Below are 13,736 nucleotides of genomic sequence, written 5' to 3'. Positions count from 1 at the left end.
TCAATCATTCAGGTCGATGTATAGCGCAAGACACCTCGGTCGGCCCCCTCTCCCTCCGGGAGAGGGGACCGATCGGGGGATGCTGAAGAATTACGCCGACGTGAAAGTGCAGTGCTGAATCCATAATCGACTCGGTCATCCAGGTCGATGTATAGCGCAAGACACCTCGGTCGGCCCCCTCTCCCTCCGGGAGAGGGCTGGGGTGAGGGTTGGCTTTCGCTTTTAGCGCCTTAGTTGAACTCGTCACCCACCGGATACCGGCTGGCATTCAAGCTCTCTTTGATCTTGCGCAGATGCGGCTGGAAATCCACGCCACGACGCAAGGTCATCCCGGTCGCCAACACATCCAGCACCGTCAACTGAATGATCCGCGAAGTCATCGGCATATAAATGTCGGTGTCTTCCGGCAACGGAATATTCAGACTCAAGGTACTCGCCTTGGCCAACGGCGAATTCTCCGCCGTCAAACCCAACACCGAAGCGCCGTTCTCACGAGCGATGCGCGCCACTTCGACCAGCTCACGAGTACGGCCGGTGTAGGAAATGATCACGAACAACTCACCGGTGTGCGCCACCGAGGCAATCATCCGCTGCATCAACACATCGGCGTGCGCGGTGACGGCGAGGTTGAAGCGGAAGAACTTGTGCTGCGCATCCAGCGCCACCGGTGCCGAAGCGCCGAGGCCGAAGAAGTGGATCTGCCGCGCCTGAATCAACAGGTCGACAGCGCGGCTGATCAGGTTCGGGTCGAGCGCCTGACAAGCACTGTCCAAGGACGCAATGGCGCTGCCGAAAATCTTCTGCGTGTACGCCTCGGGATTGTCGTCGGCCTCGACTGCGCGGCTGACATAGGCCGCGCCGCTGGCCAGGCTCTGCGCCAGTTGCAGCTTGAGTTCGGGATAGCCGCTGACACCGAACGAACGGCAGAAACGGTTGACCGTCGGCTCGCTCACCGAGGCTGCCTGGGCGAGGGCGGCGATGCTGAAGCGGGTGGCCTGCTGCGGGTTGAGCAGGATCACCTCGGCGACTTTGCGTTCGGCCTTGTTCAGGTCTTCAAGGCGACTCTGGATCTGTTCCAGTAAATTTCGCACGCGGTCCATATGGAATTCCTAATTCACCTGCGCAAAGGTGCGCCGGGCTATGCAAATTGGGCCTTTGATATGGCCCGTAACGGTGGCCTATCCTACTGATGGCTCCGACTGACCACCACTCGGAATCTGTATTTTGCGAAAATGTTGTGGTTATTACTACATTTTCCCTTGAGTGATGCCTTGAAAAAAGGTATTTGTAGCTTAACTTGATAAAAGAACAAACATCATGCCTTCGATTACGGTTGAACCGTGCACCTTTGCCTTGTTCGGCGCGCTTGGCGATCTGGCCCTGCGCAAGCTGTTTCCTGCCCTTTATCACCTCGATGGCGCCGACCTGCTGCACGAAGACACGCGGATCATCGCGCTGGCCCGTGAAGAAGGTTCCGAGCAGCAGCACATGGCGTTTATCGCCGCCGAACTGCGTCGCTATGTGGGCAAAGAGCTGGACGAGGCGGTCGCCGAGCGTTTTCTCGCACGCCTGACCTACCTGCACGTCGACTTCCTCAGATCTGAAGATTATGTGGCGCTGGCCGAACTGGCTGGCAGCACGCAACGCATGATTGCCTACTTCGCCACACCGGCAGCGGTGTATGGCGCGATCTGCGAGAACCTGGCGAAAGTCGGCCTGGCAGAAAACACCCGCGTGGTGCTGGAAAAACCGATCGGCTCCGACCTCGAATCGTCGCGCAAGGTTAACGACGCCGTGGCGCAGTTCTTCCCGGAGAACCGCACCTACCGCATCGACCATTACCTGGGCAAAGAAACCGTTCAGAACCTGATCGCCTTGCGTTTCGCCAACAGCTTGTTCGAAACCCAGTGGAACCAGAATTACATCTCCCACGTGGAAATCACCGTGGCCGAGAAGGTCGGCATCGAAGGCCGCTGGGGCTACTTCGACAAGGCCGGCCAGCTGCGCGACATGATTCAGAATCACCTGTTGCAGCTGCTGTGCCTGATCGCCATGGACCCACCGGCTGACCTGTCCGCCGACAGCATCCGTGACGAGAAGGTAAAAGTGCTCAAGGCCTTGGCGCCGATCAGCCCCGAAGGCCTGACCACGCAAGTGGTGCGCGGCCAGTACATCGCCGGCCACAGCGAAGGCAAATCCGTTCCGGGTTACCTCGAAGAACCGAATTCCAACACCCAGAGCGACACTGAAACCTTCGTCGCTCTGCGTGCCGACATCCGCAACTGGCGCTGGGCCGGTGTGCCGTTTTACCTGCGTACCGGCAAGCGTATGCCGCAGAAACTGTCGCAGATCGTCATCCACTTCAAGGAGCCGTCGCACTACATCTTCGCCCCTGAGCAGCGCCTGCAGATCAGTAACAAACTGATCATTCGCCTGCAACCGGACGAAGGCATTTCCTTGCGCGTGATGACCAAAGAGCAGGGCCTGGACAAAGGCATGCAACTGCGCAGCGGCCCGCTGCAACTGAATTTCTCCGACACCTGGCGTAGCGCGCGGATCCCCGATGCCTACGAGCGGTTGTTGCTGGAAGTGATGAACGGCAATCAGAACCTGTTTGTCCGTAAAGATGAAATCGAAGCCGCGTGGAAGTGGTGTGACCAGCTGATCGCCGGGTGGAAAAAATCCGGTGACGCGCCCAAGCCGTATGCGGCCGGGTCGTGGGGGCCGATGAGCTCCATTGCATTGATCACGCGGGACGGGAGGTCGTGGTATGGCGATATCTGATGTGCAACTGCCTACGGGCGTGAACGCTCACGAATTCAAGAGCCCGGTGCTGTTGGCCGAAGGTCTGGCGCTTAACGTCGCCAAGCAATTGAGCGACGCCATTGCCGCACGCGGCAACGCGGTGCTGGTGGTGTCTGGCGGTCGTAGCCCGGTGGCGTTTTTCCAGCACCTGGCCAAGCAGGCGCTGGACTGGTCGAAGGTCGTTGTGACCCTCGCCGACGAGCGTTGGGTACCGGTTGAACACGCTGACAGCAATGCCGGTTTGCTCAAGCAATACCTGCTCAAAGGCCCGGCGGCGAAAGCGCAGTTCCTCAGCCTGTATAGCGCGGCGGCCAACGTCGAGCAGGCTGCTGAACAGGCTGACCGCTTGCTCGCCGAATTGCCGCCGATTGACGTGCTGGTGCTGGGCATGGGCGATGACGGCCACACCGCGTCGCTGTTCCCCGACAGCCCGAATCTCGCCGAAGCGCTGCAAGCCGATGGCACTCGCCGTTGCTGGCCGATGCTGGCGCCGAGCGTGCCGCGTCAGCGCCTGACCATGAGCCGTGCGCTGCTGGCCTCGGCCAAGCACAAGATTCTGTCGATTTCCGGTCAATCGAAACTGACCACCCTGAATGCCGCACTGGCATCCGACGACGTCGCCGCCATGCCGGTGCGCGCGTTTCTGCAACCTACGTTAGAGATTTACTGGTGCCCATGAGCCAAGGAACAGCCGCTATGACAACCCCATCCCCGACCGTTTCCATGGCGGACAAAGTTGCCCTGATCGACAGCCTCTGCGCCAAGGCGCGGATCCTGCCGGTGATCACCATCGCTCGCGAACAGGATGTGCTGCCACTGGCCGACGCCCTGGCTGCCGGTGGTCTGACCGCGCTGGAAGTGACCCTGCGTTCGCAGTTCGGCCTCAAAGCCATTCAGATCCTGCGCGACCAGCGTCCGGAACTGATGACCGGTGCCGGCACCGTACTCGATCGCAATATGCTGGCTGCGGCTGAAGCTGCCGGTTCGCAATTCATCGTCACTCCGGGCATCACCCGTGACCTGCTGGAGGCCAGCGTCGACAGCCCGATTCCGCTGTTGCCGGGCATCAGCAACGCCTCCGGCATCATGGAAGGTTATGGTCTGGGTTATCGCCGCTTCAAGCTGTTCCCGGCTGAAGTCAGCGGTGGCGTAGCAGCAATCAAGGCCCTCGGCGGCCCGTTTGGCGAAGTGAAATTCTGCCCGACTGGCGGCGTCGGCCCAGCCAACATCAAGAGCTATATGGCGCTGAAAAACGTCATGTGCGTGGGCGGTAGCTGGATGCTTGATCCGGAGTGGATCAAGAACGGCGACTGGGCCCGTATTCAGGAATGCACCGCTGAGGCACTGGCGCTGCTGGACTGATTGTTACCAGACACTTCGTTGTGTGTTCTACGGCTTTACGGTGCGCTTGGTCGGTGCACCGTTTTTTTTGCCTTGAAGAAAGTGCGAGGACATCACGCGATACATAGTTACCGCACGGCTGCGTTTGCGTGGCGCTAATCTGCGTTCATCTTACGGAAGAGAGAACGCCTCATGGACGACCATCAATCTTTAGCTTTATCAGTCAACGCTCTTCAGCCACGGCAGTTGCCCGTGGTTGGCAGTTTCGATTGGCACAACAGCAAGGGCAAGGTGCGCAACATCAGCGCGGGCATCGAAGGCTTGCCTCTTCTATTGCGGCTGGCCCTGGTCGATGCCATGACCGGCGAGCCGGTCAGTGGCGCCGTGGTCCGCATCGAGCAGCACATCGGCACCGACACACTGTGCGGCAGTCAGTCGACCGACAGTAAAGGCATCGTTCGTTTCACCAGCCTTTACCCGGATCGGCAAACTGCCTTTTCGTGCATCGCTCTGAGCGTCGCCATCGCCAATGACGATCAACAGCCGCAGCTGTATCAGGAGGCCTGGGCGGGGCGCCTGCATTTGCCCTGTGCCTGCAATTGCACAACCGCTGATAACGATGCCGTTCGGCTGGCGTTGCGCCCGATCACAGACGATGGCCCGGAGGACGGCTACTTCGGCAACCTGACGATCGGCGTCGACACCTTTGCACTGTCATCGCAGATCGGCGTGGCGGGCTATGACAAATACCTGATCACAGTGTTTTAGCGCAGCTCGTTCAGCGCGCGCACCAATAACTGCATCTCGGCAGCAGTGGTTGTCAGCCCCGGCGTGATGCGGATGCTCGGCCCGCTGGCGGCGCCGTTGCGCACCACGGTAAACAGGTTGTAGTCGTTGAGCAGACGCTCGGCCATCGCCTGTTGATTGTCGTGCCGGGTGAAGCGCAGCGAGGTGATGCCGCAATACAGCCTTGGATCGTCTGGCGTCATCACCTCGATACCCGGCAAGTGCCGTACCGCGCTGACCCACAGATTGCGCAGATAATTGACGCGAGCGCCTTTGGCCGGTGCACCGCCGAGGGAGCGGTGCTCCTCGAACACCAGCGGCAAGGTCATCAGTGCTGGAATGTTGGGCGTGCTGTACGAAGTGCGCGCACGGATATCATTGGCCGGGTAGTGCATTTCATCCATGTCCGGATCGATATCGGTCAAGCGTTGCGGCGCGATATAGAGGAAGCCGAGTGTGAGCGGTGCGCCGATCCATTTGTGCAGGTTGTAACCCGCGAAAGAGATGCCCAGTGCTTCAAGATCGAACTCGATCTGACCGAGTGCATGGGCGCCGTCGAGGATGACATCGACGCCATGCTCTTTGGCCAGCGCGGCGATGGCTTGCACAGGCATGACCAGGCCGGTGCGGTGAGTGACGTGAGTCAGGGCCATCAGCTTGATCTTCGGCTGGCCGCTGAACGCTTCGCGGTAAGTCTCCAGCAGACTGTCGTAACTCGCTGGGTGCGCGTGGGCAATCTCGATCACCTCGGCACCACGATGTCTGGCCAGCCAGCGCATGGCGCCTTTGACCGTGTCGTATTCCAGATCACTGATCAGCACCTGATCGCCCGGTTGCAAGCGGTTGTAGTTGCGGATCAGCGACTGCAGGCCTTCGGTGGCGTTACGGGTGAAGGCTACGCTCTGCGCATGCACGCCAATCAGCTCGGCCAGTTGCGCGCGGATATCGAGATTGTCGTACTGCTCGAAACGCTGGCGCACGTACACCGAATTGCTGGTGTTGATCAGCTCGATATTGCGCTGGTATTCCTCGATCACCGTGCGCGACATTCGCCCGAAGTAGCCATTTTCCAGGTTCACGGGGCCGGGTTGAGTGTCGTAGCGATCGGCGAACGTTTGCCAGAAGGCTTCGTCACGGGCGCGGCGGGTGTTATCGGGCATGGTCGGCTGACTCTAGAGAGGAGGGCGCTTCAATGGCGCGGGGCAGGTTTGCCGTGTTTGGCGCGCAGCGGTTCGAGCAGGTCCGAGAGGCCGTTATGGTCGATCTCCTGCATCAGCGCGAGCAAGCCACCAAGCTCGCCGTGGGGAAAACCTTCACGGGCAAACCAGTTCAGGTACGGCCCCGGCAGGTCGGCAATGATCCTGCCCTTGTACTTGCCGAAGGGCATTTCGCGGGTAATCAGCAGTTCGAGTTTTTCGGGATTCATCAGGGATTTCGTCTGGCTTCAAATCAGCTTGGAAAATACAGGCATTCTGCATGCAGGCCAAATGACAGATCATGCAAATAACCGTGATACAGATAGTTCACTTATCTTTAACTATTTGATTTGAAAGGTTTTTTCAAAAATAAAAAAACTGGCACGCACACTGCAATATCCCTTGCATCTTCAACCCATCGCAAGGAATTGAAAAATGACCGACATGAATAAAGAAGCCATCTCTGTACTCAATGACCTGATTGAAACCTGCAAGGACGGTCAGGAAGGGTTCAAGACTTGCGCTGAAGACATCAAGCATCCAGAACTGAAATCCCTGTTTGTGACTCGCTCCGCCGATTGCGCTACCGCTGCAGCAGAACTGCAAGCCGAAGTTCGCAAGCTGGGCGGCGATCCGGAAACCTCTACCAGCGTCAGCGGTGACCTGCACCGTCGCTGGGTCGACGTCAAAGCCATGTTCACCGGCAAAGACGAAGAGGCTGTGCTGAACGAAGCCGAGCGTGGTGAAGACCATGCGCTCAAGGCTTATCGTGAAGCCATCGAGAAGATCAACAAGCACAACCTGGTCGGTATTCGTGACCTGGTTGAACGCCAGTATCACGGCGTACAACGCAACCACGATCAGGTGAAAGCCCTGCGTAACCAGGCTCGCGCTCGTTCTTAAGCGTTCGCCAGTAACAAAAAACGCCAGCTAGTCTGGCGTTTTTTTATGTCTGGGGGAAAGCCAAAGCAAGAGCCCCTCACCCTAGCCCTCTCCCGGAGGGAGAGGGGACTGACCGAGGTGGATGTTGGAGATACACCGACTTGAGCGATTTTAGGTGAACTCAGGTTTTGAAAAGCACGAAGATCGGCTCCCTTTCCCCCTCGCCCCCCTGGGGGAGAGGGCTGGGGTGAGGGGGAAAAGCTCTCACTGACACACCACCAATCAATCAGCCAATGCTGATCGCCGGCAAAGTAGGCAACGTCACCGTCTGCTGCTTGCGCGGCGCCAGAATCTCAGCCTCGCCATCCACCACCAGCTCATCACGCTGGTTGAACACGCGAGTGGCAATGCGCACGCGAAACTTCGGCAGCTTCTCGAGAATTTCCAGACGCACGGTCAACGTGTCGCCAATCTTCACCGGCTTCTGAAAGCTCATCTGCTGACCGATATAAATAGTGCCCGGTCCAGGCAATTCGCAGGCCACTGCGGCACTGATCAGCGCCCCGCTGAACATACCGTGAGCGATACGCTCCTTGAACATGCTCGCGGCGGCAAACTCGGCGTCCAGGTGCACCGGGTTGTGGTCGCCCGACATCGCGGCAAACAGTTGAATGTCGCGCTCTTCGACGGTTTTGCTGTAGCTGGCGGTCTGGCCGACTTCGAGGGCTTCGTAAGGGATGTTGGTAACCTGGGTCATCGGTCTCGATTCCTGTGACGGATTCAGTGAATCCACAAAAAATTATTCGCTGCGCTGAGGGCGCGGATGGCTCAGGGCCTGATCGATCCAGGCCAGCACATCAGCGATCACTTCGTCGCGGTTGGTTTCGTTGAACAATTCGTGCCGTGCCTGCGGGTAGATTTTCAGTTGCAGGTGCTGGCTGCCGGCCGAGCGCAAGGCATTGGCCAGATCTGTCAGACGCTTGCCCTCACTCACCGGATCACATTCGCCGCCGATTACCAGCAGCGGCAGGCCCGGGTCGATCTGCGCGAGATTGGACGCTTTGCTGATCTGCTGCAAGCCGCCGAGCAGGTCGATCCACAGTTGATTGGTGCAGCGAAAGCCGCACAACGGGTCGTTGGCGTACTGGTCGACTTCGGCGGGATCACGACTCAGCCAGTCGAAGCGTGTGCGCACCGGTTTGAACTTGTTGTTGAACGAGCCGAACGACAGCCATTCGATTAGTGCACTGCGACCCTTGCCACCCTGACGCAGTTTCTCCAGACGGGCGATCTGCCGTGCAGCGCCGTACAGCGCGACGGGCTGAAAGTTTGAACCACTGAGAATCGCCCCGTGCAGGCTGGCGCTGTGGTGCAGCAGATAGCCTTGGGCGAGGTAGCTACCCATGCTGTGCCCCAGCAGAATGATCGGTACACCGGGGTGTTGTTGGCCAATGTGCTGATTGAGGCTGGCCAGGTCGCCGAGCACTTTGCACCAGCCGTCGTCATCGGCGAAGTGGCCGAGGGTTCCGTGATTGGCGGTTTTGCCATGTCCGCGTAAATCCGGTGCGTACACGCCATATCCTTTGTCGCAAAACGTGTCGGCCAGTCGAGCGTAGCGGCCGCTGTGTTCCGCCATGCCATGGGCCAGCAGGATCACCGCTTTCAACGGCGCCGCCGGCAGCCATTGATTGACGAAGAGGCGGCTGCGGTCACTCGCGTCCAGCCATAGGGTGTCGTGGATCATGGCGATTCCTTTGCTCAGAGTCGGAACATTGTATAGCGCGTCTGATCAGCCCACGCCATGGCAGGAAGATTCACACGGTCAATGACGGCTTTGTCCATATTTGCCTCAATGGCCATAACTGCTAGTGTCCGTGAAGCTCCGCTTTTTCAGAAATGACAGAAAGCGGCCCGGATCGGCTCAGGTAAAGAGGACAAGAACAATGCAACCTGATTTCTGGAACGATAAACGCCCGGCCGGCGTACCGCTGGACATCGACATGGGTGAGTTCAAGTCGGTGATCGAGGTATTCGAGCGTTCCTGCAAGAAGTTCGCCGATCGCCCGGCGTTCAGCAACATGGGCATCACCCTGACCTACGCCGAACTTGAGCGTCAGAGCGCTGCCTTCGCCGGTTACCTGCAGGCGCATACCGATCTGGTGCCGGGGGATCGCATCGCCGTGCAGATGCCCAATGTCCTGCATTACCCGATTGCCGTATTCGGTGCCTTGCGTGCCGGGCTGATCGTGGTCAACACCAACCCGCTGTATACCGCGCGGGAGATGCGCCACCAGTTCAAGGATTCCGGCGCACGGGCGCTGGTGTACCTGAACATGTTCGGCCAGAAAGTCCAGGAAGTGCTGGGCGACACCGACATTCAGTACCTGATCGAAGCGAAGATGGGCGACCTGATGCCCACCGCCAAGGGCTGGCTGGTGAATACCGTGGTCAGCAAAGTGAAGAAAATGGTCCCGGCGTATTCGCTGCCGCAGGCGATTTCCTTCAAGAGTGCGTTGCGTATCGGCCGTGGCCTGGGCATCAAGCCTTTGAAGGTCAGCCTCGACGACATCGCCGTGCTGCAATACACCGGCGGCACCACAGGGCTGGCGAAAGGCGCGATGCTCACCCACGGCAATCTGGTGGCGAACATGCAGCAAGTGCGTGCCTGTCTCGCGCAACTCGGCCCGGATGGCCAGCCATTGCTGCGCGAAGGCCAGGAAGTGATGATCGCGCCGCTGCCGCTGTATCACATCTATGCCTTCACCGCGAACTGCATGTGCATGATGGTTTCCGGCAACCACAACGTGCTGATCACCAATCCACGGGATATTGCCGGCTTCATCAAAGAGCTGAAGAACTGGCGTTTCTCGGCGCTGCTGGGGCTGAACACCTTGTTCGTGGCGCTGATGGATCACCCGGACTTCAAGACCCTCGATTTCTCCAGCCTCAAGCTCACCAACTCTGGCGGCACCGCGCTGGTCAAGGCCACCGCCGAGCGCTGGGAGCAGATGACCGGTTGCCGCATCACCGAAGGTTACGGCCTGACCGAAACTTCACCGGTGGCCTGCACCAATCCGTACGGCGATCAATCGCGGCTGGGCACGGTCGGTTTGCCGGTGCCGGGCACGTTGCTGAAAATCATCAATGATGACGGTGTCGAGCAGCCGATGGGCGAGCGGGGCGAGTTGTGCATCAAGGGCCCGCAGATCATGAAGGGCTACTGGCACAAACCGGAAGCCACGGCCGAAGTGCTGGATGCAGAGGGTTGGTTCAAGTCCGGCGATATCGCGGTGATCGATCCGGACGGTTTCGTGAGAATCGTCGATCGCAAGAAGGACATGATCATCGTCTCCGGTTTCAACGTGTACCCCAACGAAATCGAAGACGTGGTGATGGCGCACCCGAAGGTCGCCAACTGTGCGGTGATCGGTGTGCCGGACGAGCGCTCGGGGGAGGCGGTAAAGCTGTTTGTGGTGGCGCGGGAAACCGGGGTCAGCCTCGAAGAACTCAAGGCCTACTGCAAAGAGAATTTCACCGCGTACAAAGTGCCGAAACACATCGTATTGCGTGAGTCATTGCCGATGACGCCTGTGGGGAAAATTCTGCGGCGTGAGTTGCGCGATATCGCGTAGCCCTTAACCGCTGCGCTTCGCGCATTCGCGAGCAGGCTCGCTCCCACAGGGAAAGATGTAATCCTTGTGGGAGCGAGCCTGCTCGCGAATTTTTGTCTGACGTCCCCGAAAACCGGGGCTTTCAAGGCGGTCTAGGATTTTTGCTCTAAAATGACTGCTTGGTAGTCTTGAGTCATCATAGTGACTGTAGGGGCCGCTTTTGGCTCTAGTCGACCCTTGGCAAAGCTGCTACTCTCGGCGCGCTTTGTGACTTCTCGGCCTATGTAAAAGCCAGATTCACCAATACCAAACACACACCAATAATAATCGCATCAAATGCGGTGAAGAATTCGCGTTGCTGAGGAGTGGGCTTCCATGATCGAAGACTTTTGGAAGGATAAATACCCGGCTGGAATTGCTGCCGACATCAATCCGGACGAGTATCCGAACATTCAGGCAGTGTTGAAGCAATCCTGCCAACGCTTCGCCAACAAACCGGCTTTCAGCAACCTGGGCAAGACAATCACCTACGGTGAATTGTATGAATTGTCCGGTGCGTTTGCCGCGTATCTGCAACAGCATACCGATTTGCAGCCCGGCGATCGAATCGCCGTGCAACTGCCCAACGTTCTGCAGTACCCGGTAGCCGTCTTCGGTGCGATCCGCGCCGGGCTGATCGTGGTCAACACCAACCCGCTGTACACCGCGCGGGAAATGGAACACCAATTCAATGACTCCGGTGCCAAGGCGCTGGTGTGCCTGGCAAACATGGCGCACCTGGCCGAAGCCGTGGTGCCGAAAACCGGCGTCAAACACGTTATCGTCACTGAAGTTGCCGACCTGCTGCCGCCGATCAAGCGTCTGCTGATCAACAGCGTCATCAAGTACGTGAAGAAAATGGTCCCGGCCTATCACCTGCCCAAAGCCGTCAAGTTCAACGACGTGCTGAGCAAGGGCCAGGGCCAGCCGGTGGCCGAAGCCAATCCGCACAGCGGCGATGTTGCGGTGCTGCAATACACTGGCGGCACCACCGGCGTGGCCAAAGGCGCGATGCTGACCCATCGCAACCTTGTCGCCAACATGCTGCAGTGCAAAGCGCTGATGGGCTCCAACCTCAATGAAGGCTGCGAGATCCTGATCACGCCGCTGCCGCTGTACCACATCTATGCGTTCACCTTTCATTGCATGGCGATGATGCTGATCGGCAACCACAACATCCTGATCAGCAACCCGCGCGACCTGCCGGCGATGGTCAAGGAACTGTCGAAGTGGAAGTTCAGCGGTTTTGTCGGACTCAACACGTTGTTCGTGGCGCTGTGCAACAACGAAGGTTTCCGCAAGCTGGATTTCTCCGCGCTGAAAGTCACCTTGTCCGGCGGCATGGCCCTGCAACTGGCCGCTGCCGAGCGCTGGAAAGCGGTCACTGGTTGCGCCATCTGCGAAGGTTACGGCATGACCGAAACCAGCCCGGTGGCCACGGTCAACCCGATCCAGAACATCCAGATCGGCACCATCGGTATTCCGGTGCCATCTACTTTGTGCAAAGTCATCGACGATAACGGTGTCGAGCAGCCGCTGGGTGAAATCGGCGAGCTGTGCGTCAAGGGCCCGCAAGTGATGAAGGGCTACTGGCAGCGTCAGGAAGCCACCGATGAAATGCTCGACAGCGAAGGCTGGCTGAAGACCGGTGACATCGCGCTGATCCAGCCGGACGGTTACATGCGCATTGTCGATCGCAAGAAAGACATGATTCTGGTCTCCGGTTTCAACGTCTACCCGAACGAACTGGAAGACGTGCTGGCGACCCTGCCGGGTGTGTTGCAGTGCGCGGCCATCGGCGTGCCGGACGAGAAGTCGGGCGAGGCGATCAAGATTTTCATCGTCGCCAAGCCGGGCGTGACCCTGACCAAAGAGCAAGTGATGGAGCATATGCGCGCCAACGTCACTGGCTACAAGGTGCCGCGTTCGGTGGAGTTCCGCGATGCACTGCCGACCACTAACGTCGGCAAGATTTTGCGTCGTGAGCTGCGCGATGAAGAGCTGAAGAAGATCAAGGCCAAGTCCGCCGCCTGAAAACACGAAGCCCCGCAGATGCGGGGCTTTTTGTTGGGGCAGGCTGTAGATTTGCAGTGCCTGGTAAATCTACCCCCTCACCCCAACCCTCTCCCGCAGGGGGGCGAGGGGGAAGGGAGCCGATCGGGGGCTTTTCAGAATCTGAGTTCGACGCGATATCTCAGGTCGGTGTATCTCGCCCAAACAACTCAGTCAGTCCCCTCTCCCTCTGGGAGAGGGTTAGGGTGAGGGCTATTGACGAAACGGCGCGAAATTCACATTGGTCCCCGCCGGACGCATGTCCTGCAGATACGAATCCTTGTCCGCACTCAATTCCAGGCTCAACGCCGCTTTGCGCTTGCCTTCATTGCGGATCACCAGCCCTTCAAGCTTTTCACGCAGGAACACTGTCGGCACTTTCAGGTGCAGCAGTTCATCGGTAGCCGGTGTGTGCATCAGCAGGTGAATCCACTCGTACTGACCGATGGCCAGGCGCGACACTGGCAGGTCGAACCACCAGATGTTGCGGTTACGGTTCAGTTCGGCGAAGTGGCAGTTGTTGGTGCCGAGCACGGCACCGCCCAGTTCCTTGTTGCGTCGGGCGATGGCCTGCGTTTTATCGAGTTTCATAACATTCCTGCGGGATCGGTTCCTGGCGCTTGGCGCCCATATGTTGCGCATTCTCGGGGCTACGCACACAAACATAAAGCCCAACCTGCACGCCGCGACGAAATGAGCCCCTGAAAATAAATGAAACTTGGCGCAAACCCGGCCAGTCAATCATTACGTACTGACTTTTCCCCCTTTATGCATCACGGAGAAACACCATGAGTAGCACAGGCGATAAAGTAAAAGGCATGGCCAACGAAGCGGTCGGCAACGTCAAGCAAGGCGTCGGTAAAGCCACCGATAACAGCAAGCTGCAAGCCGAAGGCAAGGTTCAAGAGAAAAAAGGCGAAGCCCAGCAAGCGGTCGGCAAAGCCAAGGACGCTGTAAAAAAAGGCGTCGACAAGGCGTAATTCAGCCTTGAACGAAAGACACGAACGGCCATCCAAGGATGGCC

The 13,736-nt window shown here is 58.5% G+C and carries 14 protein-coding genes; 8 read left to right on the top strand and 6 right to left on the bottom strand.

The window, feature by feature from the left end; translation table 11 throughout:
* Positions 1-230: 230 nt before the first annotated feature.
* Positions 231-1,091: a MurR/RpiR family transcriptional regulator gene (locus ACRRSD_RS08480; protein WP_171057240.1), complete on the bottom strand. Its 861-nt coding sequence runs from the start codon at positions 1,089-1,091 to the stop codon at positions 231-233.
* Positions 1,092-1,317: 226 nt separating this feature from the next.
* On the opposite strand from ACRRSD_RS08480, the gene zwf reads away from it, so the two are divergent.
* The 4 genes from zwf (at position 1,318) to ACRRSD_RS08460 (ending at position 4,914) form a co-directional block, all read left to right on the top strand.
* Positions 1,318-2,784: a glucose-6-phosphate dehydrogenase gene (gene zwf, locus ACRRSD_RS08475; RefSeq protein WP_007917863.1), complete on the top strand. Its 1,467-nt coding sequence runs from the start codon at positions 1,318-1,320 to the stop codon at positions 2,782-2,784.
* Positions 2,771-3,484 carry a 6-phosphogluconolactonase gene (gene pgl / locus ACRRSD_RS08470; RefSeq protein ID WP_435037787.1) on the top strand — a complete coding sequence of 238 codons (714 nt, stop codon included), beginning with the start codon at positions 2,771-2,773 and terminating at the stop codon, positions 3,482-3,484. Before zwf ends, pgl begins: the two co-directional genes overlap by 14 nt.
* Positions 3,485-3,501: 17 nt before the next feature.
* Positions 3,502-4,167 (top strand): bifunctional 4-hydroxy-2-oxoglutarate aldolase/2-dehydro-3-deoxy-phosphogluconate aldolase, encoded by a 666-nt coding sequence (locus tag ACRRSD_RS08465; protein WP_008082815.1) that lies wholly within the window; start codon positions 3,502-3,504, stop codon positions 4,165-4,167.
* Between the two features lie 171 nt (positions 4,168-4,338).
* Positions 4,339-4,914: a hypothetical protein gene (locus ACRRSD_RS08460; protein WP_435037786.1), complete on the top strand. Its 576-nt coding sequence runs from the start codon at positions 4,339-4,341 to the stop codon at positions 4,912-4,914.
* Here the strand turns inward: ACRRSD_RS08460 and ACRRSD_RS08455 are convergent.
* Together ACRRSD_RS08455 and ACRRSD_RS08450 are read right to left on the bottom strand one after the other, a co-directional pair.
* Complete coding sequence (locus ACRRSD_RS08455; RefSeq protein ID WP_435037785.1) at positions 4,911-6,092, bottom strand: aminotransferase class V-fold PLP-dependent enzyme; 1,182 nt, start codon at positions 6,090-6,092, stop codon at positions 4,911-4,913. The genes ACRRSD_RS08460 and ACRRSD_RS08455 overlap by 4 nt on opposite strands.
* Positions 6,093-6,121: 29 nt before the next feature.
* Positions 6,122-6,358, bottom strand: coding sequence for a DUF3820 family protein (locus ACRRSD_RS08450; RefSeq protein WP_003227425.1), 237 nt, complete (start codon positions 6,356-6,358; stop codon positions 6,122-6,124).
* A 205-nt stretch (positions 6,359-6,563) separates the two neighbouring features.
* On the opposite strand from ACRRSD_RS08450, the gene ACRRSD_RS08445 reads away from it, so the two are divergent.
* Positions 6,564-7,031, top strand: coding sequence for a ferritin-like domain-containing protein (locus ACRRSD_RS08445; protein WP_435037784.1), 468 nt, complete (start codon positions 6,564-6,566; stop codon positions 7,029-7,031).
* Positions 7,032-7,296: 265 nt separating this feature from the next.
* On the opposite strand, the gene ACRRSD_RS08440 is transcribed toward ACRRSD_RS08445, so the two are convergent.
* Together ACRRSD_RS08440 and ACRRSD_RS08435 are read right to left on the bottom strand one after the other, a co-directional pair.
* Positions 7,297-7,767 carry a MaoC family dehydratase gene (locus ACRRSD_RS08440; RefSeq protein ID WP_003227420.1) on the bottom strand — a complete coding sequence of 157 codons (471 nt, stop codon included), beginning with the start codon at positions 7,765-7,767 and terminating at the stop codon, positions 7,297-7,299.
* A 42-nt stretch (positions 7,768-7,809) separates the two neighbouring features.
* Positions 7,810-8,754, bottom strand: a complete 945-nt coding sequence (locus tag ACRRSD_RS08435; protein WP_435037783.1) for an alpha/beta hydrolase — start codon at positions 8,752-8,754, stop codon at positions 7,810-7,812.
* 199 nt (positions 8,755-8,953) lie between these two features.
* Here ACRRSD_RS08435 and fadD2 point away from each other — a divergent pair, with 199 nt between their 5' ends.
* Together fadD2 and fadD1 are read left to right on the top strand one after the other, a co-directional pair.
* On the top strand, positions 8,954-10,642 hold the full coding sequence (fadD2, locus tag ACRRSD_RS08430) for a long-chain-fatty-acid--CoA ligase FadD2 (protein WP_435037782.1): 1,689 nt from the start codon (positions 8,954-8,956) through the stop codon (positions 10,640-10,642).
* A 354-nt stretch (positions 10,643-10,996) separates the two neighbouring features.
* Positions 10,997-12,694: a long-chain-fatty-acid--CoA ligase FadD1 gene (gene fadD1 / locus ACRRSD_RS08425; RefSeq protein WP_435037781.1), complete on the top strand. Its 1,698-nt coding sequence runs from the start codon at positions 10,997-10,999 to the stop codon at positions 12,692-12,694.
* 231 nt (positions 12,695-12,925) lie between these two features.
* Here fadD1 and ACRRSD_RS08420 read toward each other — a convergent pair whose 3' ends face one another.
* The gene (locus ACRRSD_RS08420) at positions 12,926-13,303 is read right to left on the bottom strand and encodes a hypothetical protein (protein WP_007917843.1); all 378 of its coding nucleotides are present in this window, start codon (positions 13,301-13,303) and stop codon (positions 12,926-12,928) included.
* Positions 13,304-13,500: 197 nt separating this feature from the next.
* Here ACRRSD_RS08420 and ACRRSD_RS08415 point away from each other — a divergent pair, with 197 nt between their 5' ends.
* Positions 13,501-13,692: a CsbD family protein gene (locus ACRRSD_RS08415; protein WP_414868301.1), complete on the top strand. Its 192-nt coding sequence runs from the start codon at positions 13,501-13,503 to the stop codon at positions 13,690-13,692.
* Positions 13,693-13,736: the final 44 nt, after the last annotated feature.

The organism is Pseudomonas neuropathica, from assembly GCF_051174785.1.
GTDB lineage: Bacteria > Pseudomonadota > Gammaproteobacteria > Pseudomonadales > Pseudomonadaceae > Aquipseudomonas > Aquipseudomonas neuropathica_A.
This window is presented reverse-complemented; position numbering and strand designations above follow the sequence as displayed.